Origin of the sequence: Psychroflexus halocasei (assembly GCF_900107595.1) — a bacterium.
Lineage (GTDB): Bacteria > Bacteroidota > Bacteroidia > Flavobacteriales > Flavobacteriaceae > Psychroflexus > Psychroflexus halocasei.
Genome location: NZ_FNQF01000001.1, coordinates 84078 through 105932, shown reverse-complemented (window position 1 = coordinate 105932; position 21855 = coordinate 84078). Strand labels below are relative to the sequence as shown.

32 protein-coding genes are annotated in these 21855 nt (G+C 34.9%); 24 read left to right on the top strand and 8 right to left on the bottom strand.

Features of this window, described 5'->3' with window-relative positions:
• The first annotated feature begins 15 nt into the window (after positions 1-15).
• The 24 genes from rplP (at position 16) to BLV84_RS00385 (ending at position 13622) form a co-directional block, all read left to right on the top strand.
• Positions 16-435 (top strand): 50S ribosomal protein L16, encoded by a 420-nt coding sequence (gene rplP / locus BLV84_RS00500; RefSeq protein WP_093237866.1) that lies wholly within the window; start codon positions 16-18, stop codon positions 433-435.
• 4 nt (positions 436-439) lie between these two features.
• On the top strand, positions 440-634 hold the full coding sequence (gene rpmC, locus BLV84_RS00495; protein WP_394330486.1) for a 50S ribosomal protein L29: 195 nt from the start codon (positions 440-442) through the stop codon (positions 632-634).
• Positions 635-645: 11 nt separating this feature from the next.
• The gene (gene rpsQ, locus BLV84_RS00490; protein WP_093237863.1) at positions 646-903 is read left to right on the top strand and encodes a 30S ribosomal protein S17; all 258 of its coding nucleotides are present in this window, start codon (positions 646-648) and stop codon (positions 901-903) included.
• Position 904: 1 nt separating this feature from the next.
• Positions 905-1273: a 50S ribosomal protein L14 gene (gene rplN / locus BLV84_RS00485; RefSeq protein ID WP_093237860.1), complete on the top strand. Its 369-nt coding sequence runs from the start codon at positions 905-907 to the stop codon at positions 1271-1273.
• Between the two features lie 10 nt (positions 1274-1283).
• Positions 1284-1595, top strand: coding sequence for a 50S ribosomal protein L24 (rplX, locus tag BLV84_RS00480; RefSeq protein ID WP_093237857.1), 312 nt, complete (start codon positions 1284-1286; stop codon positions 1593-1595).
• Between the two features lie 2 nt (positions 1596-1597).
• Positions 1598-2149, top strand: a complete 552-nt coding sequence (gene rplE / locus BLV84_RS00475) for a 50S ribosomal protein L5 (RefSeq protein WP_093237854.1) — start codon at positions 1598-1600, stop codon at positions 2147-2149.
• Positions 2150-2151: 2 nt separating this feature from the next.
• Complete coding sequence (gene rpsN / locus BLV84_RS00470; RefSeq protein ID WP_093237851.1) at positions 2152-2421, top strand: 30S ribosomal protein S14; 270 nt, start codon at positions 2152-2154, stop codon at positions 2419-2421.
• 19 nt (positions 2422-2440) lie between these two features.
• A complete protein-coding gene (gene rpsH, locus BLV84_RS00465) occupies positions 2441-2839 on the top strand; it encodes a 30S ribosomal protein S8 (protein ID WP_093237848.1) in 399 nt (132 codons plus the stop codon).
• A gap of 19 nt (positions 2840-2858) precedes the next feature.
• Positions 2859-3407 carry a 50S ribosomal protein L6 gene (gene rplF, locus BLV84_RS00460; protein WP_093237845.1) on the top strand — a complete coding sequence of 183 codons (549 nt, stop codon included), beginning with the start codon at positions 2859-2861 and terminating at the stop codon, positions 3405-3407.
• A gap of 8 nt (positions 3408-3415) precedes the next feature.
• Positions 3416-3772, top strand: coding sequence for a 50S ribosomal protein L18 (gene rplR, locus BLV84_RS00455; protein WP_093237843.1), 357 nt, complete (start codon positions 3416-3418; stop codon positions 3770-3772).
• A 3-nt stretch (positions 3773-3775) separates the two neighbouring features.
• A complete protein-coding gene (gene rpsE, locus BLV84_RS00450) occupies positions 3776-4300 on the top strand; it encodes a 30S ribosomal protein S5 (RefSeq protein WP_093237841.1) in 525 nt (174 codons plus the stop codon).
• A 4-nt stretch (positions 4301-4304) separates the two neighbouring features.
• Complete coding sequence (gene rpmD, locus BLV84_RS00445) at positions 4305-4484, top strand: 50S ribosomal protein L30 (RefSeq protein ID WP_093237839.1); 180 nt, start codon at positions 4305-4307, stop codon at positions 4482-4484.
• Between the two features lie 2 nt (positions 4485-4486).
• Positions 4487-4939 (top strand): 50S ribosomal protein L15, encoded by a 453-nt coding sequence (gene rplO, locus BLV84_RS00440; RefSeq protein WP_093237837.1) that lies wholly within the window; start codon positions 4487-4489, stop codon positions 4937-4939.
• Between the two features lie 11 nt (positions 4940-4950).
• Positions 4951-6288, top strand: a complete 1338-nt coding sequence (secY, locus tag BLV84_RS00435; RefSeq protein WP_093237835.1) for a preprotein translocase subunit SecY — start codon at positions 4951-4953, stop codon at positions 6286-6288.
• Between the two features lie 2 nt (positions 6289-6290).
• Complete coding sequence (gene infA / locus BLV84_RS00430) at positions 6291-6506, top strand: translation initiation factor IF-1 (protein WP_073192298.1); 216 nt, start codon at positions 6291-6293, stop codon at positions 6504-6506.
• Between the two features lie 5 nt (positions 6507-6511).
• The gene (gene ykgO, locus BLV84_RS00425) at positions 6512-6628 is read left to right on the top strand and encodes a type B 50S ribosomal protein L36 (protein ID WP_003442659.1); all 117 of its coding nucleotides are present in this window, start codon (positions 6512-6514) and stop codon (positions 6626-6628) included.
• Positions 6629-6630: 2 nt separating this feature from the next.
• Positions 6631-7005, top strand: a complete 375-nt coding sequence (gene rpsM / locus BLV84_RS00420) for a 30S ribosomal protein S13 (RefSeq protein ID WP_093237830.1) — start codon at positions 6631-6633, stop codon at positions 7003-7005.
• A 7-nt stretch (positions 7006-7012) separates the two neighbouring features.
• Positions 7013-7396, top strand: a complete 384-nt coding sequence (gene rpsK, locus BLV84_RS00415) for a 30S ribosomal protein S11 (protein WP_093237828.1) — start codon at positions 7013-7015, stop codon at positions 7394-7396.
• 63 nt (positions 7397-7459) lie between these two features.
• A complete protein-coding gene (gene rpsD / locus BLV84_RS00410) occupies positions 7460-8065 on the top strand; it encodes a 30S ribosomal protein S4 (RefSeq protein WP_093237825.1) in 606 nt (201 codons plus the stop codon).
• 18 nt (positions 8066-8083) lie between these two features.
• A complete protein-coding gene (locus BLV84_RS00405) occupies positions 8084-9076 on the top strand; it encodes a DNA-directed RNA polymerase subunit alpha (RefSeq protein ID WP_093237822.1) in 993 nt (330 codons plus the stop codon).
• Between the two features lie 23 nt (positions 9077-9099).
• On the top strand, positions 9100-9585 hold the full coding sequence (rplQ, locus tag BLV84_RS00400; protein WP_093237819.1) for a 50S ribosomal protein L17: 486 nt from the start codon (positions 9100-9102) through the stop codon (positions 9583-9585).
• Positions 9586-9658: 73 nt separating this feature from the next.
• Positions 9659-10762 (top strand): glutamine-hydrolyzing carbamoyl-phosphate synthase small subunit, encoded by a 1104-nt coding sequence (carA, locus tag BLV84_RS00395; RefSeq protein WP_093237817.1) that lies wholly within the window; start codon positions 9659-9661, stop codon positions 10760-10762.
• A 155-nt stretch (positions 10763-10917) separates the two neighbouring features.
• A complete protein-coding gene (gene eno, locus BLV84_RS00390; RefSeq protein ID WP_093237814.1) occupies positions 10918-12210 on the top strand; it encodes a phosphopyruvate hydratase in 1293 nt (430 codons plus the stop codon).
• A gap of 131 nt (positions 12211-12341) precedes the next feature.
• Positions 12342-13622, top strand: a complete 1281-nt coding sequence (locus BLV84_RS00385) for a citrate synthase (protein WP_093237811.1) — start codon at positions 12342-12344, stop codon at positions 13620-13622.
• A gap of 77 nt (positions 13623-13699) precedes the next feature.
• On the opposite strand, the gene BLV84_RS00380 is transcribed toward BLV84_RS00385, so the two are convergent.
• The 8 genes from BLV84_RS00380 to miaB form a co-directional block, all read right to left on the bottom strand.
• A complete protein-coding gene (locus BLV84_RS00380; protein ID WP_093237808.1) occupies positions 13700-15166 on the bottom strand; it encodes a S10 family peptidase in 1467 nt (488 codons plus the stop codon).
• A gap of 134 nt (positions 15167-15300) precedes the next feature.
• The gene (groL, locus tag BLV84_RS00375) at positions 15301-16935 is read right to left on the bottom strand and encodes a chaperonin GroEL (protein WP_093237805.1); all 1635 of its coding nucleotides are present in this window, start codon (positions 16933-16935) and stop codon (positions 15301-15303) included.
• 17 nt (positions 16936-16952) lie between these two features.
• On the bottom strand, positions 16953-17228 hold the full coding sequence (locus tag BLV84_RS00370; protein WP_093238745.1) for a co-chaperone GroES: 276 nt from the start codon (positions 17226-17228) through the stop codon (positions 16953-16955).
• A 144-nt stretch (positions 17229-17372) separates the two neighbouring features.
• A complete protein-coding gene (gene secG / locus BLV84_RS00365; protein ID WP_093237802.1) occupies positions 17373-17702 on the bottom strand; it encodes a preprotein translocase subunit SecG in 330 nt (109 codons plus the stop codon).
• Positions 17699-18403 (bottom strand): hypothetical protein, encoded by a 705-nt coding sequence (locus BLV84_RS00360; protein WP_143521303.1) that lies wholly within the window; start codon positions 18401-18403, stop codon positions 17699-17701. Before BLV84_RS00360 ends, secG begins: the two co-directional genes overlap by 4 nt.
• 75 nt (positions 18404-18478) lie before the next feature.
• Positions 18479-18979 (bottom strand): LPS assembly lipoprotein LptE, encoded by a 501-nt coding sequence (gene lptE / locus BLV84_RS00355; RefSeq protein ID WP_093237796.1) that lies wholly within the window; start codon positions 18977-18979, stop codon positions 18479-18481.
• Positions 18979-20250, bottom strand: coding sequence for a sigma 54-interacting transcriptional regulator (locus BLV84_RS00350; RefSeq protein ID WP_093237793.1), 1272 nt, complete (start codon positions 20248-20250; stop codon positions 18979-18981). The genes lptE and BLV84_RS00350 overlap by 1 nt, the downstream gene beginning before the upstream one ends.
• 13 nt (positions 20251-20263) lie before the next feature.
• Positions 20264-21709 carry a tRNA (N6-isopentenyl adenosine(37)-C2)-methylthiotransferase MiaB gene (gene miaB / locus BLV84_RS00345; protein ID WP_093237790.1) on the bottom strand — a complete coding sequence of 482 codons (1446 nt, stop codon included), beginning with the start codon at positions 21707-21709 and terminating at the stop codon, positions 20264-20266.
• Positions 21710-21855: the final 146 nt, after the last annotated feature.

Sequence of the window (21855 nt, the reverse complement as noted above, 5' to 3'; positions counted from 1 at the left end):
AATAAAGATTAAAAAATGTTACAGCCAAAAAGGACAAAGTATCGTAAACATCAGAAGGGAAGAATGAAAGGTAATGCCGGAAGAGGGCATAGACTTTCAAACGGAACTTTTGGAATAAAATCTTTAGACGCTTCTTTTATTAACTCACGTCAAATAGAAGCTGCGCGTATTGCTGCTACTCGTTACATGAAAAGAGAAGGTTCGTTATGGATTAAAATTTTTCCAGACAAGCCAATTACAAAAAAGCCTCTAGAAGTAAGAATGGGTAAAGGTAAAGGTGCGGTTGAATATTATGCTGCAGTTGTTAAGCCAGGACGAATTATTTTTGAAATAGGCGGAGTGCCTGAAGCAGTTGCAAAAGAGGCTTTACGTCTTGCAGCTCAAAAATTACCTGTGAAAACTAAATTTATTGTAGCTAGAGACTACCAAGAATAATAATATGATGAAGCAGTCTGAAATAAAAGAATTGTCAGTGTCTGATTTACAAGAAGCATTGACAAATTCACAAGCAAAATTGAATGAGTTAAAATTAACTCATCAAGTATCTCCTTTAGATAATCCATCTCAAATTAAAGAAGAGAGAAGAACTATAGCGAGAATCTATACAGAGATTTCAAAAAGAGAATTAGAATAATTCTAATTAACATGGAAAAAAGAAACTTAAGAAAAGAACGTATCGGTATCGTTACAAGCAACAAAATGGAAAAATCTATTGTTGTTTCTGAGGTGAAGAAAATGAAGCATCCATTATACGGAAAGTTCGTTTTGAACACGAAGAAGTATGTTGCGCATGATGAAGAAAACACATGCAAAGAAGGCGATACTGTAAAGATTATGGAAACTAGACCTATGAGCAAATCAAAACGCTGGAGGTTAGTTGATGTAATAGAAAGAGCAAAATAAAATGGTACAACAAGAATCAAGATTAAAAGTAGCAGACAATACTGGCGCAAAAGAAGTGCTTGTTATTCGAGTGCTCGGTGGTACTAAGAGACGTTATGCGTCTGTTGGTGATAAAGTTGTGGTCAGTGTTAAAGAATCAACTCCTAACGGAGCTATCAAGAAAGGTGCTGTTTCAACAGCTGTTGTTGTTAGAACTTTAAAGGAAATAAGACGTCCAGATGGATCGTATATTCGTTTTGATGATAACGCTTGTGTTTTATTAAACCCAACAGGGGAAATGAGAGGAACTCGTGTTTTTGGCCCAGTCGCTAGAGAATTGAGAGATAACAAATTCATGAAAATTATATCACTAGCACCAGAAGTGCTTTAATCTATTTAACATGAAAAAGTTTAAGATAAAAGTAGATGATCAAGTTCGCGTAATTGCGGGTGAAGACAAAGGCAAAGAGGGTAAAGTAGTGAAAATCCTTAAAGATAAAGATAGACTTATTGTTGAAGGTGTAGGAATGATTTCTAAGCACCAGAAGCCTTCAGCTTCAAATCCACAAGGTGGAATTGCTGAAAAAGAAGCACCTATCCATATATCTAATGTATCGCTACTCACTAAGGATAACCAAACAACACGTGTTGGTTACAAATATGAGGATGGTAAAAAGCTTAGAATTTCTAAGAAGACAAAAGAAGTAATTTAATTATGACTTACGTACCAAGATTAAAAGAAGAATATTCAAATAGAATTCTAAACTCTTTAACTGAAGAGTATAGTTATTCAAATAAATTTGAGGTGCCTAAATTAACTAAGATAGTTCTTAGTAGAGGTATTGGTGACGCTATAGCTGATAAGAAATTGATCGATCACTCTTTAGAAGAGTTTGCTCAAATTACAGGTCAGCAAGCAATTACAACTTACTCTAAGAAAGACGTTGCTTCTTTCAAACTTAGAAAAGGAATGCCTATTGGTGTTAAAGTGACTTTGAGAGGTTTTAGAATGTATGAATTCTTAGACCGTTTAATCACATCAGCACTTCCACGTGTTCGTGATTTTCAAGGAATCAATCCAAGTGGTTTTGATGGTAGAGGTAATTACAACTTAGGTGTCACAGAGCAAATTATCTTTCCAGAAATAAATATTGACCGTGTCAATAGAATTTCAGGTTTAGATATTAGTTTTGTAACAACTGCTAATACAGACCAAGAAGCTAAATCATTATTAACTGAATTAGGTTTACCTTTTAAAAAGAAGTAATTATGGCAAAAGAATCAATGAAAGCCCGTGAGGTGAAAAGACAAAAAATGGTTGATAAGTATGCTGAAAAGAGAAAAGCTTTGAAAGAAGCTGGTGACTATGACGCATTACAAAAGCTTCCAAAAAATGCTTCTCCAGTTAGATTACATAATAGATGTAAATTAACAGGAAGACCTAAAGGTTACATGAGGCAATTTGGTCTTTCACGTGTTATGTTCAGAGAAATGGCCAACAAAGGATTAATTCCTGGCGTTAAAAAAGCCAGTTGGTAACCAATTAAAAATAATCAAAATGAATATAGATCCAGTTGCAGATTATTTAACAAGAATTAGAAACGCGGTTTTAGCAAAGCATAGAGTTGTTGAGATACCTGCTTCTAATTTAAAAAGAGAAATGACCAAAATCTTATTTGATCAAGGTTATATTCTTAGTTATAAATTTATGGATGATAGCAAACAAGGCATCATCAAGATAGCGTTAAAGTACGACAAACACAATAACGATCCTGTTATTAAGCATATAGAAAGAGCCAGTAAGCCTGGTTTAAGGAAATATGCTAACCATACAGAAATTCCACGTGTCCTTAATGGTCTTGGTATTTCTATTATGTCAACTTCTCACGGAGTGATGACAGGAAGACAAGCTCAGCGTGAGCATATTGGTGGTGAAGTCCTTTGTTACGTTTACTAATATATCAAAAATTAAAGTAATGTCAAGAATAGGAAAAAGTCCAGTAAATATACCAGATGGCGTCACAGTAACTTTTGACGATAAAACTAACGTGATTACCGTTAAAGGTAAATTAGGTGAGTTGACACAAAAAGTTGAAGACATCACTGTGAAGTTAGAAGACAATCAGGTTTTACTTGAGCGTCCATCTGAGAAAAAAGACATGAAATCTAAGCATGGTCTATACAGAGCATTGATCAACAATATGGTTGAAGGTGTTTCTGAAGGCTTTACAAAAGAACTTGAGCTTGTTGGTGTTGGTTATAGAGCATCTAGTCAAGGTCAAAAATTAGATATAGCGATTGGCTTTTCACATAACATCGTTTTAAACTTAGCTCCTGAAGTTAAGGTAGAAACTGTGAGTGAAAAAGGTAAAAATCCAATTATCAAATTAAGTTCTTTTGATAAGCAACTTGTCACACAAGTCGCTGCTAAAATTAGATCGTTTAGAGCTCCAGAGCCTTACAAAGGTAAAGGTGTGAAGTATGTTGGAGAATATATAAGAAGAAAAGCAGGTAAATCAGCTTAATTTTAGTTATGGCATTTTCAAAAGAAGCAAGAAGAAAAAAAATCAGAAATCGTGTTCGTAAGAACATTAAGGGTACTGAAAATAAACCTAGACTTTCTGTATATAGAAGTAACAAGTGCATTTATGCACAGTTAATTGATGATGTTCAAGGCGTTACAATCGCTGCGGTTTCATCAAGAGATAAGGATATAAATATTGATGGTCTTAACAAGACAGAAGCTTCTGTTAAAGTTGGAGAGGCAATTGCCAAGAAAGCTTTAGATAAAGGCATCGAAGCTGTCTCTTTCGATAGAGGAGGGTATTTATATCACGGTAGAGTTAAATCATTAGCGGAAGGCGCCCGTTCGGGTGGATTAAAATTTTAAAGTATGTTTCATAAATATAAAAATGTTGAAACCGTAAAACCTGGCGGACTTGATCTTAAAGACAAACTTGTTGGAGTTCAACGTGTAACAAAGGTAACGAAAGGTGGTAGAGCTTTTGGATTTACTGCTATTGTTGTCGTTGGTAACGAAGAGGGTGTTGTTGGTCAAGGTTTAGGAAAGTCTAAAGAGGTTGCAGAAGCAATTTCTAAGGCAGTAGAAGACGCTAAGAAAAACTTAGTGAGAATTCCACTTTACAAAAAAACGATTCCTCATGAAATTTTAGGAAAATATGGTGGAGGTCGTGTGCTTTTAATCCCAGCATCAGAAGGTACTGGAGTTATCGCAGGTGGTCCTATCAGAATCGTACTTGAATCTGTAGGTATTCATGATGTTTTATCTAAAAGTCAAGGATCTTCAAACCCTCATAACATGGTCAAAGCTACTTTTGATGCTTTACTGAGATTGAGAAGTCCTGAGGTGATAGCTAAGCAAAGAGGAATTACACTTGATAAACTTTTTAACGGATAGAATCATGGCAAAAATAAAAGTTACCAAAGTTAGAAGCGCGATCAATCGCCGAAAGGATCAAAAGTTAACACTTGAGGCCTTAGGATTGAAGAGAATTGGCCAATCGAATACTTTAGATTTATCTAAATCTGTTCAAGGTATGGTCAACAAAGTTAATCACTTAGTTACTGTAGAAGAAATATAAGTATGGAGTTACATAATTTAAAACCTGCCAAAGGTTCAGTAAAATCAAAATCTCAACGTCGCGGAAGAGGTGAAGCTTCAGGTAATGGAGGAACAGCTGGTAGAGGTCATAAAGGAGCAAAGTCTCGTTCAGGATACTCTCGTAAGCTTGGTTTTGAAGGTGGTCAAATGCCTTTACAAAGACGTCTTCCAAAATTTGGATTTACTAATCCAAACCGTGTTGAGTATCAAACAATCAACTTGGATAAAATTCAAGAGCTTATTGATGATGAAAAAGTGTCAGATAAATTGTCAATAGATGATTTAATCGAACTTAATTTAATCAATAAAAATAAACCTCTTAAGGTTTTAGGTTCTGGAGAATTAAAATCTAAAGTTGACGTTAGTGCAAATAAATTTTCTAAATCAGCAGAAAAAGCTATTTTAGCGGCTGGTGGAAAAATTGAAACTATTTAAGACAGAAATTTATGAAGTTTTTTGATACTTTAAAAAATATATGGAAGATCGAAGAGTTAAAGAATCGTATTCTTTTAACTCTTGGCTTGTTATTGGTGTACAGATTTGGTGCTCAAGTTGTTCTTCCTGGTGTAGATGCAGCAGCTTTAGACAGTCTTGCTAGACAAACTGATGGAGGTTTGTTAGGTTTATTAAACGCTTTTACTGGAGGTGCATTTTCTAATGCTTCTGTTTTCGCGTTGGGTATTATGCCTTACATCTCTGCCTCTATTGTTGTTCAATTAATGACAATAGCCATTCCATATCTTCAAAAACTTCAAAAGGAAGGTGAAAGTGGTCAAAAGAAAATCACTCAAATCACTAGATGGTTAACAATCGGGATTACTTTAGTGCAAGGACCAGGTTATATCTACAATTTATTTAACACGCTTCCTCCAAATGCATTTTTGCTTGAAAGTTCTTTTACTTTCGTTGCATCTTCTGTGGTTATTCTAACAACAGGTTGTATTTTTGCAATGTGGTTAGGAGAAAGAATTACTGATAAAGGAATTGGAAATGGTATTTCATTATTAATTATGGTTGGTATTATAGCAACTCTTCCTCAAGCTTTCTTGCAAGAACTTAGTTCTCGTGTCTCTGAAAGTAATGGTGGATTGATAATGATCTTGATTGAATTAGTGATTTGGTTTGTGATTATCTATGGCTCAATTATGCTTGTCAGAGCTGTCAGACAAATACCAGTACAATATGCAAGAAAATCTGCAACTGGTAAGTTTGAAAAGCAGTCATTTGGTGGCGCTAGACAATTCATTCCTTTAAAGCTAAATGCTTCAGGTGTTATGCCTATCATTTTTGCGCAAGCAATTATGTTTATTCCGGCAGCCGTTGCAGGTCTTTCAGAAAGCGATGCAGCACAAGGTGTTACCGCAGCATTCCAAGATATTTTTGGATTCTGGTACAACCTAGTGTTTGGATTGCTAATTGTTGTCTTCACTTTCTTCTATACTGCGATTACAGTACCGACGAATAAGATGGCTGACGATTTGAAAAGAAGCGGTGGATTCATTCCTGGCATACGTCCAGGTTCTGAAACAGCAGAATTTTTAGATAGAATTATGTCTCAAATTACCTTACCGGGTTCTATATTCCTTGCAATTATCGCTGTATTCCCAGCTGTAATTTCATTATTGGGAGTTCAACAAGGTTGGGCATTATTCTTCGGAGGAACATCACTATTAATTATGGTCGGTGTAGCAATTGATACTATTGAACAAGTTAATTCATACTTGTTGAATAGACATTATGATGGATTAATGAAAAATAGTAAAAATAGAAAAGCAGTCGCTTAATTATGGCTAAACAACCTTCTATAGAACAAGACGGAACGATCATCGAAGCATTGTCTAATGCAATGTTTAGAGTAGAGCTGGAAAACGAACACGTTGTCACAGCACATATCTCTGGTAAAATGCGTATGCATTATATTAAGCTTTTGCCAGGAGATAAAGTAAAACTAGAAATGAGCCCTTACGATTTAACGAAGGCTCGAATAACTTATAGATATTAAATGTTATGAAAGTTAGAGCATCAATTAAAAAAAGAAGTTCTGATTGCAAAATTGTCCGTAGAAAAGGCAGACTTTATGTAATTAATAAGAAGAATCCTAAATTTAAACAAAGACAAGGATAATTATGGCTAGAATCGCAGGTATTGATATTCCTAAACAAAAAAGAGGTGTTATTTCTTTAACATACATCTTTGGAATTGGGAACGGTAGAGCTAAAGATATTTTAGCAAAAGCAGACGTTGACGAAAACTTAAAAGTTTCTGAGTGGTCTGATGAGCAAATAAGTAGAATTAGAAGTGCTGTATCAGAATTTACCATTGAAGGTGAATTACGTTCAGAAGTTCAAATGAACATCAAACGTTTGATGGACATTGGTAGTAATCGTGGTATCCGTCATCGTATGAGCTTACCATTAAGAGGCCAAAGAACTAAAAATAACTCTCGTACACGTAAAGGGAGAAGAAAAACAGTTGCTAACAAAAAGAAAGTAACTAAATAATTAAATTATGGCAAAGTCAACAGCTAAGAAAAGAAAAGTAGTTGTAGATTCAATAGGTGAAGCACATATCTTTGCTTCTTTTAACAACGTTATTGTTTCTATATCTAATAAAAACGGAGATGTTATCTCATGGTCATCAGCTGGTAAGATGGGCTTCAAAGGAAGTAAGAAAAATACGCCTTACGCTGCTCAGTTATCTGCCGAAGATGCTGCAAAAGTTGCTTACGATCTTGGATTAAGAAAAGTAAAGGTTTATGTGAAGGGTCCTGGTAATGGACGTGAATCTGCAATCAGATCTTTACATAATTCAGGTGTAGAAGTCACTGAAATTATTGACATTACTCCAATTCCACATAACGGTTGCCGTCCACCTAAAAGACGTCGCGTTTAATTAAATTACTAACGTCATCGGAGGAAGTGAGACCTTAATCCATGACACAAATAAAGTTATAAAATGGCAAGATATACTGGTCCAAAAACTAAAATTGCTAGAAAATTTGGTGAACCAATTTTCGGTGAAGACAAGTCTTTTGAAAAAAGAAATTATCCTCCAGGTCAACATGGAAACAACAGAAGACGTGGAAAAAAATCAGAGTATGCACTTCAATTAACTGAAAAGCAAAAAGCGAAGTACACTTACGGAATTTTAGAAAAGCAATTTAGAAACCTTTTCGAAAAAGCAAATAAGAAAGCTGGTATTACTGGTGAAATCTTATTACAATTATGTGAGTCAAGACTTGACAATGTTGTTTACAGATTAGGCATAGCTCCAACAAGAAGAGCTGCAAGACAACTTGTTTCTCACAAACATATTACTGTTAACGGATCTCTCGTTAATATTCCTTCTTATCAATTAAAGCCTAACGATGTTGTTGGTGTTAGAGAGAAATCTAAATCTCTTATCGCTATCAAAGATTCTTTAGCAAATTCGAGTAAAACTTACGAATGGATGACATGGAACAGCGAAAAGCTTGAAGGTACTTATGTTAGTATTCCTGAGCGTATCCAAATTCCAGAAAACATCAACGAACAATTTATAGTTGAGTTATACTCTAAATAATCACTTACAGTAAAAACTATGGCATTATTTAATTTCCAAAAGCCCGATAAGGTAATCATGATTGATTCTACTGATTTTGAGGGTAAATTCGAATTCAGACCACTAGAACCTGGTTATGGTTTAACTGTTGGTAATGCATTGCGCAGAGTTTTACTTTCTTCCCTTGAAGGTTTCGCGATTACTTCTGTTAGAATAGAAGGAGTCGATCATGAATTTTCAACGATCAAAGGAGTTGTAGAAGATGTTACAGAAATTATCCTAAACCTTAAGCAAGTTCGTTTTAGAAAAAAACTTGAGGATGTTGATAATGAAACTGTTTCAATCTCTTTTTCAGGTAGCGATCAATTAAAAGCTGGTGACTTCCAAAAATTCATTACTGGATTTGATGTCTTAAACCCAGACTTGGTTATCTGTAATCTTGACTCTAAAGTCTCTCTTAATATAGAGTTGACTTTAGAAAAAGGTAGAGGTTACGTCACAGCTGAAGAAAACAAAAACGATAAAGCACCTTTAGGAACTATTTTCGTTGATTCTATCTTTACACCAATCAAAAATGTAAAGTATAGTATCGAAAACTATCGTGTTGAGCAAAAAACTGATTATGAGAAACTTGTTTTCGAAATTATCGGTGATGGCTCTATACAACCTAAAGATGCATTAACAGAAGCTGCTAAAACTTTAATTCACCACTTTATGTTATTCTCAGATGAGAGAATTACACTTGAGGCTGATGAATTATCACATGCAGAAACTTATGATGAAGAATCACTTCACATGAGACAGCTACTGAAAACTAAACTAGTTGACCTTGACCTATCTGTGAGAGCGCTTAACTGTTTAAAAGCTGCAGAAGTTGAAACTTTAGGTGACTTAGTTTCTTACAACAAAAGTGATTTAATGAAGTTTAGAAATTTTGGTAAAAAATCTCTTACTGAATTAGAAGAACTTGTCGAAAGTAAAGGTCTTGATTTCGGTATGGATCTTTCAAAATATAAATTAGATAAAGACTAACTCAAAGTCTAAAACGTTAAAAGATGAGACACGGAAAGAAATTTAATCATTTAAGCAGAACATCTTCGCACAGAAAAGCGATGTTGTCTAACATGGCATGTTCTCTTATACAACATAAAAGAATTAACACAACTGTTGCTAAAGCTAAAGCTTTGCGCAAGTTTGTTGAGCCTATCATTACTAAATCAAAACTTGACAATACACATAACAGAAGATTGGTTTTTTCTTCATTGAAAGACAAATATGCTGTTGCTGAATTGTTTAGAGAAGTCGCTCCTAAAGTTGCTGACAGACCAGGTGGATACACACGTATCATTAAGCTTGGAAACAGACTAGGTGATGCTGCTGATATGGCAATGATAGAATTAGTTGACTTTAACGAGGTTTACTCTTTAGATGAAAAATCTTCTAAAAAGAAATCAACGCGTAGAGCAGGTAAGAAATCTAAAGAAACTGAATCAGCAACAACTGCTGAGGATTCTAAAGAAGAAAATAAAGATAATGAATAAATCTATTCAAATTCTTAAATAATTATTGAAAGGGATAAAGTCGCATTTATCCCTTTTTTTATACCCTAAACTTATGAAATATAATCAAACAGAAAATGCTGTCGTTCTCCTTCAAGATGGAACAATTTTTCATGGGAAGGCAGTCGGTGACCTTAATTATGCCTTAGGTGAAATTTGCTTTAACACTGGTATGACAGGTTATCAAGAAGTCTTTACAGATCCATCTTATTTTGGTCAAATCATGGTGACTACCAATGCACATATTGGTAATTATGGAACCAATAATCAAGATATGGAATCTTCTAAAGTTCAAATTTCAGGTTTGGTTTGTAAAAACTTCTCATTAAATCCCTCTCGTGCCGATTCCGATCTTTCTCTTTCTGAATTTATCTCTCAAAATAAGCTTCATACGATTTCAGATGTTGACACCCGAGCTTTAGTCAGACACATCCGTAAGCATGGTGCAATGAATGCTGTTATCGGTAAATTGAGTTTAGGTATTGATTTTCTAAAAGAAAAACTTTCGGCTCATCCATCTATGAATGGCTTAGAGCTTGCTTCTCAGGTTTCTACTAAAGAGATTTATGAAGTAGCTGTTGATGATCCACAATACCATGTTGGTATTTTAGACTTAGGCATTAAGCAAAATATCATTAGAGAGCTAAAGAAAAGAAACTGTCGCCTAACTGTTTTTCCATTTGACACTAAATTAGAAACTATTAAAGACTATAAATTTGATGGTTTCTTCGTTTCAAATGGTCCGGGTGATCCATCTCCTCTCAAAAATGCTAATGAAATTGCCCAATACTTTTTAGAAATTGATATGCCTTATTTTGGCATTTGTCTTGGACACCAAGTTCTTGCTCAGTCATTGGGAATAAAGACTTTCAAAATGCATAATGGACACAGAGGTATCAATCATCCTGTTCAGAATTTACTAACTGGTAAAGATGAAGTGACTTCACAAAACCATGGTTTTGCTGTCGATCGTGAATCTGCAGAAAATCATCCTGATATAGAGTTATCGCATGTTCATCTGAATGATCATACTCTGGCTGGAATACGTCATAAGACAAAACCAGCTTTTTCAGTACAATATCATCCTGAAGCCTCTCCAGGACCAAATGATGCAATGTATCTTTTTGATGATTTCATCAAATTGATGCAGAACGCTTAAACTCAGATATTCTAAACTAAATAAACTCCACTTATCGTAAATGTAAGTGGAGTTTCTTGTTTGAAATTGATGCTTTTAAGATAGATTTATTACCATTAAAAGAGCCTTATCATATGGCAATTTCGTAAATTGCTGACTCATCTAAAATAATAATTATGAGCGCAATATTAGATATTCATGCACGACAAATTTTTGATTCAAGAGGCAATCCTGCTATTGAAGTCGATGTCATTACAGAGACTGAAACTTTAGGCCGTTTCGCCGTTCCATCAGGAGCATCAACTGGTGAACACGAGGCTGTTGAGCTTCGTGACAATGATAAAGCTTACATGGGAAAATCCGTTTTAAAGGCTGTGAATAACGTTAATACCATTATTGCTGATGCATTATTGGGAATTTCTGTTTTTGAGCAATCTGAAATCGATCAACTTCTTATCGAGTTAGATGGCACAGACAATAAATCTGTTTTAGGTGCTAACGCCATTTTAGGTGTTTCCATCGCATGTGCAAAAGCTGCTGCAAACGAACTTGGTTTACCGCTTTATCGTTATATCGGTGGCGTTAACACCAATATGTTACCAGTGCCAATGATGAATATTATCAACGGAGGTTCACATAGTGATGCGCCAATTGCTTTTCAAGAATTTATGATTATGCCGGTGACAGCTGAAGATTTTACGCAAGCAATGCAAATGGGTTCTGAAATATTTCATAATCTAAAAAAAGTCCTTAAAGAAAGAAACTTGAGTACTGCGGTAGGTGATGAAGGTGGGTTTGCGCCAGAACTTGATGGAACTGAAGATGCTATTGATTCTATCGCTAAAGCTGTTGAACTTGCAGGTTATAAATTTGGAGAAGATATTATGATTGCACTTGATTGCGCCGCTGCAGAATTTTATGAAGATGGTCAATATAATTACCAAAAGTTTGAAGGTGATCAAGGTCAAATACGATCATCAGAAGAACAAGCTTCCTACTTGGCTGAATTATGTGAAAAATATCCAATTATTTCAATTGAAGACGGAATGGATGAAGACGATTGGGATGGATGGAAAATTCTAACAGAAAAAGTAGGAGATAAAGTGCAGATTGTCGGTGATGATTTATTTGTGACCAACGTTGAGCGTTTAAATAAAGGAATTAAGAACAATATAGCGAATTCAATATTGATTAAAGTGAATCAAATCGGAACGCTTTCTGAAACAATTAAAGCAGTACAAATGGCTCAAAATGCTGGTTATACCGCTGTGATGTCACACAGATCTGGAGAAACTGAAGATAATACAATTGCTGATTTAGCTGTTGCATTAAATACAGGTCAAATCAAAACTGGATCAGCTTCTCGTAGTGATCGTATGGCAAAATACAATCAACTTTTACGCATTGAAGAAGCCCTTGGTGAATTAGCTTATTACCCAGGAAAAGATGCTTTTAAAATCAAGATGTAAGCAAAGCTATTTATTTTTGAAAAATTTAACGCTAGACGTGCTATTTGAGCATTATAATTAAGAACCTTAAAGGCTAAGTTTGCGTTAGATTTATTAAATTTGTGAAAACCGAAATTAAATTATAATAATATATGAAAGCTAAGATTGAATTTGACGGAAAATTTTATGAATTTCCGGTAACTAAAGGTTCAGAAGATGAGTATGCTATCGATATATCGACTTTAAGAGCTCAAACTGGAGGTTTGATTACTTTGGATAGAGGATTTAAAAATACAGGTTCTTGTGAAAGTGCAATTACTTTTTTAAATGGAGAAGAAGGTATTTTAAGATATAGAGGTTATTCGATTGAAGACTTAGCTGAGAATGCTAGCTTTTTAGAAGTTGCTTACTTATTGATTTTTGGTGAATTACCATCTGAATCAGAATTAAATAAATTTTACGATGACATAAAAGCCGAATCTAATGTTGATGAGGAGATGCATAAAATCTTAGATGGCTTTCCGAAATCAGCTCACCCAATGGGCGTTGTGTCTTCATTAACTAATGCTTTAATCGCGTTTAACCCTTCTTCAGTCAATGTTGAGTCTAAAGAAGATATGTATAATGCGATTATCAAGCTTTTGGCAAAATTCCCAGTGCTTTGTGCTTGGGCATTGAGAAAACGTACTGGCCAACCACTTGATTACGGTGACGATTCTTTAGGTTACGTTGAGAATGTCTTAAAAATGATGTTTAAGAAAGCGAACCAAAATTACGAAGTTGATCCTGTGATTGCTTCTGCATTAAATAAATTATTGATTTTACATGCTGATCACGAGCAAAACTGTTCTACGTCAACTGTTAGAGTTGTTGGTTCTTCGCATGCTGGTTTATTTGCATCTATCTCTGCTGGTATTTCTGCACTTTGGGGACCACTTCACGGTGGTGCTAACCAAGCTGTGATTGAAATGCTTGAGGGCATAAAAGAAGATGGTGGTGATACTAAAAAGTACATGCAAAAAGCTAAGGATAAAGAAGATCCTTTTAGATTGATGGGCTTTGGGCACCGTGTTTACAAAAACTTTGACCCACGTGCACGTATCATTAAAAAATCAGCTGATGATGTTTTAGGTAATTTAGGTGTTGAAGATCCAATTCTCGATATTGCAAAAGGTCTTGAAAAAGAAGCTTTAGAAGATGATTACTTCGTCAAAAGAAAGCTATATCCTAATGTTGATTTTTATTCTGGAATTATTTATAGAGCTTTAGGCATTCCAACTGAAATGTTTACAGTGATGTTTGCTTTAGGTCGTTTACCAGGATGGATTGCACAGTGGAGAGAAATGAGATTAGGTAAAGAGCCTATCGGACGTCCACGTCAAGTTTACACAGGAGAGAAATTAAGAAGTTACAAACCTATGGATCAAAGATAATCTATTGAGTTTGCTATTATAAAAAAGCCTGAGTTAATATTAACTCAGGCTTTTTTCATTTATTTAAATGATGAAGTTTAGTATTTAATAGGTTTTCCATCTTCTGGAATCGATTTTAAAATGAATTCTCTGATGTCATTATTTGCAGTTTCAAGATCAGCTTTTCTAAGATACATCATGTGACCACTTTCGTAAGTTTTAAAATCAAATCGATCTTGTAAACGACCGCTTGCATCAATATGTCTCATGACATATTTTGCATTGAAATAAGTTGTAGCACCGTCATATAATCCTGATTGAATCATGACATTCAAACTTGGATTTTGCGCCATTGCTTGACGTAACTGTTTGCCTGTTCTGTTATTCTTTCTGTTCCAAGGATAAACACTTCCAAACATGTTATACTTTAAATCAGTGTCGTAATTTAATTCATTTTTGTAGTAAGCATTAATTGCAGGTGTAAAAGCCTGTAGCCATGATGTCAATTCAGCGTTATAATCAGGTCTTTCACCAGCTGCTCTTTCATCAAGACCTAAGTATCTAGAATCTAACCTACCAACCGTGAAGCCATCTTCTTTTTTAATAGATTTCCAGAATAAGTTATATGAAACGCTTAAGTTATTTTCTACAAAAATATTTTTATCAATACCTGCGTATTCACTCATTTTTTGAGCCATATTTTCTTTGATGTTTTCTTCTAAAAATCCTCCTTTTAAAAGAGCTGGAGTCAATTTATTAATTGTAAAATCTTCTACCTGATCAAGATAATCCAAAATAGGCATGTCTAAATATTTCTGATCTAATTTGTCATGATACCAAGCTGCTGCTGCAAAATATGGTAATCTATTGGCAACTTCAACTGGTCCTGAAATATCTAAGCCAAGATCAGTCGGAGAAACTAAAATCACACCGTTCAAATACATCCAGTGTTGGTTTTGCAAGGCACTAGCTAAACCTGAAACACGAGCTGTTCCGTAACTTTCACCGATTAAAAACTTTGGTGCCAACCATTTATCTTTTTTAGTGACAAACTGATTTAACCATTGTGCTAAATAATTGACATCTTCATTGACTCCAAAAAATTTAGACTTATCAAACTTTCCATCTTCATCACGGACTGGTCTTGAATAACCTGTGTTGACAGGATTAACATAAACAATATCAGCGACGTCTAAAACACTGTGAGGATTTGTTTTGTAACCAAAAGGTTGAACAGGAAAACCTTCATCTGAGATTTTTAAAACTCGAGGGCCTGTGTATGCTAAGTGCATCCATACAGAACCGGAACCTGGACCGCCATTAAATGAAACTAATAGAGGCCTTTCTTGAGTTTCTTTTTTGCTATTGCTCTTTTTGTAATAGGTATATTGTATAGAAGCGATTTCCTTTTCGACTTCATTTTTTAAAGGAAGTGTCCCAACTTCAGCAATGTATTTGATATTTTGACCATTAACATTGACTGAATGTTGAGTTGTTACAGGGTTATTTTGTGCTGTTAAGCTTGTCAAACTCACCAATGCAACAAGGAGTAATACTTTTTTCATTTTAAAATAATTTTTGAGTTTAAAGTTATTGAAAATCTCTTGTTTCTAAGACATTAATATAATGGATTAGTTTAAAAACAAAAAAAGCTGCCTCGAAATGAGACAGCTAATTGTTTTTTATGAAAATGTAAATCTTACATCATGCCTGGCATTCCGCCACCCATTGGAGGCATTCCACCGCCTGCGCCTTCATTCTCGTCTTTGATATCGACAAGAGCACATTCGGTTGTTAAAATCATACCTGCAACAGAGGCTGCATTTTCAAGTGCAATTCTTGTTACTTTCTTAGGGTCGATAATTCCTGCTTCAAACATGTCAACATATGTCTCTGTTTTGGCATCAAATCCTTTGTCACCCTCAAGTACTTTGTTGATGACTACAGAACCTTCACCACCTGCATTTTCAACGATTGTTCTTAATGGAGCTTCAATCGCTTTAGCAACAATTTTTAAACCTGTGTTTTCATCTGTTGTTTCAGCTTTTATATTTTTGATGACGTTTAAAGCTCTGATAAGTGCAACACCACCACCTGCGACAATGCCTTCTTCTACAGCAGCTCTTGTTGCATGAAGTGCATCATCAACTCTGTCTTTTTTCTCTTTCATTTCCACTTCAGATGCAGCACCAACATAAAGAACACCAACACCACCAGAAAGTTTAGCTAAACGTTCTTGAAGTTTTTCTTTATCATAATCACTAGTAGATTGCTCCATTTGTGATTTGATTTGATTCACACGGTTCTCAATGTTGCTTGAATCTCCAGCCCCATTAACGATTGTTGTGTTGTCTTTATCAATTGTGATATTCTCAGCTGTACCAAGCATATCGAGTGTTGCATTTTCTAAAGTAAAGCCTCTTTCTTCAGAGATAACTGTTCCGCCTGTCAAGATCGCTAAATCTTCTAGCATCGCTTTACGGCGATCACCAAAACCTGGCGCTTTAACAGCAGCAATCTTTAATGAACCTCTTAATTTATTGACAACTAATGTTGCCAATGCTTCACCTTCAATGTCTTCAGCGATAATCAATAAAGGTTTACCACTTTGAGCAGCTGGCTCAAGAATTGGTAAAAGATCTTTCATTGCGTTGATTTTCTTATCAACGATAAGAATGTAAGGACTTTCTAAATCAGCAATCATTTTTTCGCTGTCAGTTACAAAGTATGGAGATAAGTAACCTCTGTCAAACTGCATTCCTTCTACAACATCAACATAAGTTTCTGTTCCTTTTGCTTCTTCAACAGTAATGACACCTTCTTTACCAACTTTACCAAAAGCTTCAGCGATTAACTCACCAATATGCTCATCGTTGTTAGCTGATACAGAGGCAACTTGTTTAATTTTATCTGAAGAATCACCAACTTCCATTGTTTGTTTAGCTAGTTCTTCAGTGATTGCAGCGACAGCTTTGTCAATTCCTTTTTTAAGTTCTAAAGGGTTTGCACCTGAAGCAACATTTTTAAGTCCTTCATGTACAATTGCTTGTGCTAAAACAGTTGCAGTTGTTGTACCATCACCGGCTAAATCGTTAGTTTTTGAAGCAACTTCCTTCACCATTTGTGCGCCCATGTTTTCAAGCTCATCTTCAAGCTCTACTTCTTTAGCAACACTCACACCATCTTTAGTAACCGTTGGTGCACCAAATGATTTACTGATGACAACATTACGTCCTTTAGGTCCTAATGTGATTTTTACAGCGTTAGCTAATGCATCTACACCGCGTTTAATTCTGTTTCTTGCTTCTATATCGAATTTAATGTCTTTTGCCATTTTTTATTTTTTAAAAATTAAACAATTGCTAAAATATCGTCTTCTCTCATAATCATGTATTCTTTACCCTCGTGCTTAAGCTCTGTGCCAGCAAATTTTCCGTAAAGAACAATATCATCAACCTTAACGGTCATATCATGATCTTTTTTACCATTACCTACAGCAACAACTTTTCCCTGTTGTGGTTTTTCTTTTGCTGTTTCTGGAATGATAATACCTGAAGCTGTTTTTGTTTCAGCTTCTTGAGGCTCGATGAGCACTCTGTCTGATAAAGGTTTAATGTTTACTGCCATTATAAAAGTTTTTTTAGTATTTTTTTGAATAGCATATTTCGAAAAGTATGCCAATCTATTTTTGTCAGTTTCGGTTGACATTACCGCAAATAAAAAATGCCAACTTGTCACAAGTTGGCATTTTGAATAGTTTTAAAATAGCTATTATTTATTAACCTCAGGAAGGTCTGTACTATTTGTATTTTCAATAGGAGGAGCAGAATTTCCATCAAGTAATTTTGATTCACCAACATTTTTGCTTCCAATAATGCTAGAGTTAGCTAGCAAAATGAGAACTAACAAGAGTGTTGCCAAAGCCCAAGTACTTTTGTCTAAAAAGTCTGAAGTTTGCTTAACGCCACCAACTTGCTGAGAACCACCGCCACCAAAAGATGATGATAAACCGCCGCCTTTAGGGTTTTGTACCATGACAACTACGATTAATAAAAAGGCTACGATAACGATTAATGTTAGGAATATGGAAAATGTACTCATTTTATATTATTTTCTTGAAACTTTTTTATTTCTTTTATTCGGTCTGCAAATAAACCACTTTTTTTGGGATTTTTCAAAATTAATATATTAAAAGCCTGAATTGCTTTATCATATCTTTTTTGTTCGACATAAACATTTGCTAAAGTTTCAGTCATCATTTGCCCAGGATCGGTTTGTTTTAGCTTGATAACCTCAGATTTCAACTTCTTTTTTTGAGGTTTTATCTTAGGATTATCTTTAATAAATTGGTCTATAACTTTTAATTGCGCTTTAATTTCAGGTCTTTCTTCTTCTGATTCTTCGCTTTGAGTTCCATCTGATTTCTCTTTATCTTGCAATGGTTTCACATTGAGGTAGGTTAACCATTCATCAAAAGAATGTTTATCATCTTTAGAAAATTCTAATTGTTTAGATTCCTTTTCAATGAATAATTCAGGGTCATCAAGCTGTTCAGCTTCTTTTTGAGAAATACCTAATTCTTTTTCAAAGGTGGACATCTCTTGGCGATCCTGCTCAATTTTATCAGCAATATTTAATTGATGAAATTCTTTTTTTGTTATAAAATCAAATAAAATACTACGCTTTGTAGTTCGAGAAGCTGTTTTTCTTAAAAAGCTATTGTATTTAAAGCTGTTCTGATTTTTAAGAAGTTTAAGTTTTAATGCATGAGCCGCTTGAAAATACGGATACTCTTCAATCACTTGATCGATTAAAACCTGATCATGATCTGTCAATAAACTAGGATCGTTAAGTATGTCGGCCAAGCGTTTATTCATTTACCAATCTGTTAAGGACGCATTAAAAATATCTTGTGCTATTCTTGTGAATATTTCTTCATGAGCGGTTTCTCTTGCACTTCCAACAAGTTGTTGGTTGGCCGGATAATCATAATAGAAAGAGAATGTGCGTTCGAAGTCTTTTTCTTCATCTAAGGTATTATAAAAACGAATATTAATCGCTATTGTCAATCGGTTTTGTGCTGCACGATCATCAGCGGTTGCTGTCATAGGTGTGACACGGTAGCGCGTGATTTCTCCTTCATAAATAATGTCTCCTCCTGAATTAACAAGGCCTAGACTTGTTTGGTTTTGTATGTAATCTTGAAGTTTTAGAGTGAAATCCCTATCGATTCCTGGTTCAATTAAATCTGCGATATTCTGAAAGTAATTGACCTGAAAAGTTTCAGCGTTTCCAGTATCAGCTCCTGTAAAAGAGTATGAGCCACAACCAGCAGTTGACACAATTAAAAAGAAAGCAAATATTTTTTTAAAATTCATTATAAGTCGTATTGTTTAATTTTTCTGTAAAGTGTTCTTTCACTAATTCCGAGTTCATCGGCAGCGGGTTTGCGTTTACCTCCATGGCGTTCTAAAGACTTCGTGATGAGTTCAACTTCTTTTTCATGTAATGAAAGTGTTTCTTCTTCCTCAACTTCTTCAGCAAAATCGTATTTGTCTATTTTTTCTTCTTGGTTTTTAGGATTTGCAGAATTAGATTCAGGAATCTGCAATATTTCTAATTGATCTTCAACAGACGTTTCTTCGTAATCATCCTTTTCATCTCCATAAATTTTATTGATCAAGCTCTCGTTTTCTTTTTTCACGTGGGCGTTGTTATCTTTTTCCATCAACTCCATCGTTAACTTTTTAAGATCATTTAAATCACTTTTCATGTCAAAAAGAACTTTGTACAATATTTCTCTTTCATTCTTAAAGCTATTTTTTTGATCTTTTTCTTCTTGAATAACAGAAGGTAAATTAGAGCCTTGCTTAGGTAAATAATGATTTAAAATATGTGCATCAACCTCCCGTTCTGTTTCTAAAACAGAAATTTGTTCAGTGACATTTTTGAGTTGACGAATATTTCCTGGCCAACGACAGTTGAGTAAAAGCTTTACAGCGTCATCGGTTAAGCGTATGGTTGGCATTTTATACTTTAAAGCAAAATCAGAAGCAAATTTCCTGAACAACAAATGAATGTCGTTTTTACGATCGCGAAGAGGTGGTAACATGATTTCGACTGTTGACAATCGGTAATAAAGATCTTCTCTAAATTTCCCTTTTTTAATTGCATCATGCATGGCAACATTTGTCGCAGCGACAATTCTTACATTTGTTTTCTGAACGGCAGAAGAACCAACTTTGATGTATTCTCCGTTTTCTAAAACACGCAATAATCTGACTTGAGTTGTTAGAGGTAATTCGCCAACTTCATCAAGAAAGATTGTACCGCCATCGGCTTCTTGAAAATAACCATTTCTGGCTTGAGTTGCACCTGTAAAGGCTCCTTTTTCGTGACCGAAAAGTTCACTGTCAATCGTGCCTTCAGGTATTGCACCACAGTTAACAGCGATATATTTAGCGTGTTTACGATGCGAAAGTGAGTGAATGATTTTGGGTAAACTTTCTTTACCAACACCAGATTCACCAGTGACAAGAACAGAAATGTCCGTTGGTGCAACACGAATGGATTTTTCGATTGCGCGGTTTAAACCAGGATCATTTCCTATAATTTCAAAGCGTTGCTTTACAGCCTGTGTTGACTCCATGTTTTTTTAGTTTTTACTGTAGTTCACCATAACCAATTGGTGTCCCAATGAGAGTTGCGCTTGTGCAGCTTTCTATTTTTACTTTGACATAATCGCCAACTTTATAATTTTCTTTTGGAAAAACAACTGTTGTGTTATTTGAGTTTCGACCACTCCATTGTGTATCTGATTTTTTAGATTCTTTTTCGATAAGAACTTCTTCTATTTTTCCGATATGTGCTTCAGTTCTTATTTGTGAATGCTTGAGTTGTAATGCAATAATTTCTTGTAAACGTCTTTTTTTAATATCTTCAGGAACATCATCTTCCATTTTACGCTCAGCAACTGTACCTGGTCGCTCAGAATATGAGAACATAAAGCCAAAATCATATTTGACATATTCCATTAATGATAATGTATCTTGGTGATCTTCTTCAGTTTCTGTGGGAAAACCTGCAATCATGTCTTGAGAAATACCACAATCAGGAATTATTTTTCTGATATTATCAATCAACCTAAAATATTCTTCTCGTGTATGTAAACGGTTCATCGCTTTCAAGACACGGTTACTTCCGCTTTGAACAGGTAAATGAATATGATTACAGATGTTTTTATGCTCTGCCATTTTCTCGATCACATCCAAGGTCATGTCTTGTGGGTTTGATGTTGAAAAACGAATACGCATTTTAGGCTGTGCTTTAGCAACGATGTCAAGTAGACCTGCAAAGTTAACGGCTGTTGCTTTTTGAATTTCACTCGCATTTTTAAAATCTTTTTTAAGTCCACCGCCATACCATAAATAGCTGTCAACATTCTGACCTAAGAGTGTAATTTCTTTATAACCTTTTTCCCATAAATCGTTAACCTCTCCAATAATACTCTGAGGGTCACGGCTACGTTCGCGTCCACGCGTGAAAGGAACAACACAGAATGTACACATATTATCACAGCCTCTGGTAATTGAAACTAAAGCTGAGACGCCGTTCGTCATTAATCTAACAGGGGAAATATCACCGTAGGTTTCTTCTTTCGAAAGAATGACATTAATCGCCTCTTTACCATCTTCAACTTCAGAGATTAAGTTTGGTAAATCTTTATAGGCATCAGGGCCAACAACTAAATCTACAATTTTTTCTTCTTCAAGAAATTTATTTTTTAAGCGTTCAGCCATACAGCCAAGTACGCCAACTTTCATTTTCGGGTTATTGCGTTTGACAGCGTTGTATTTTTCTAATCTTTTACGAACAGTTTGTTCAGCTTTATCACGGATTGAGCAAGTATTCACCAATACTAAATCGGCCTCAGCAAGCTTTTGGGTTGTGTTATAACCTTCTTTGTGGAGAATTGAAGCGACAATTTCACTATCGCTAAAATTCATTTGGCAACCATAACTTTCTATATATAATTTCTTGTCGTTAGCAAGGCTGTTCTCCTTAACAAGGCTAGTTCCTTGCTTTTCTTCATCAATAACCTTTTCCATATCTGCAGTAATTTGCTGCAAAGATAATTGTATTGTAGTAACTGACAAAGTGTCACTAGTTTATTCCTGTTTAAATATTTTAAAAAGAAAAATTGAAGTCCGAAGTAACTATATTTTAATAGGTATGACAGCTAAAACTAGTCGTA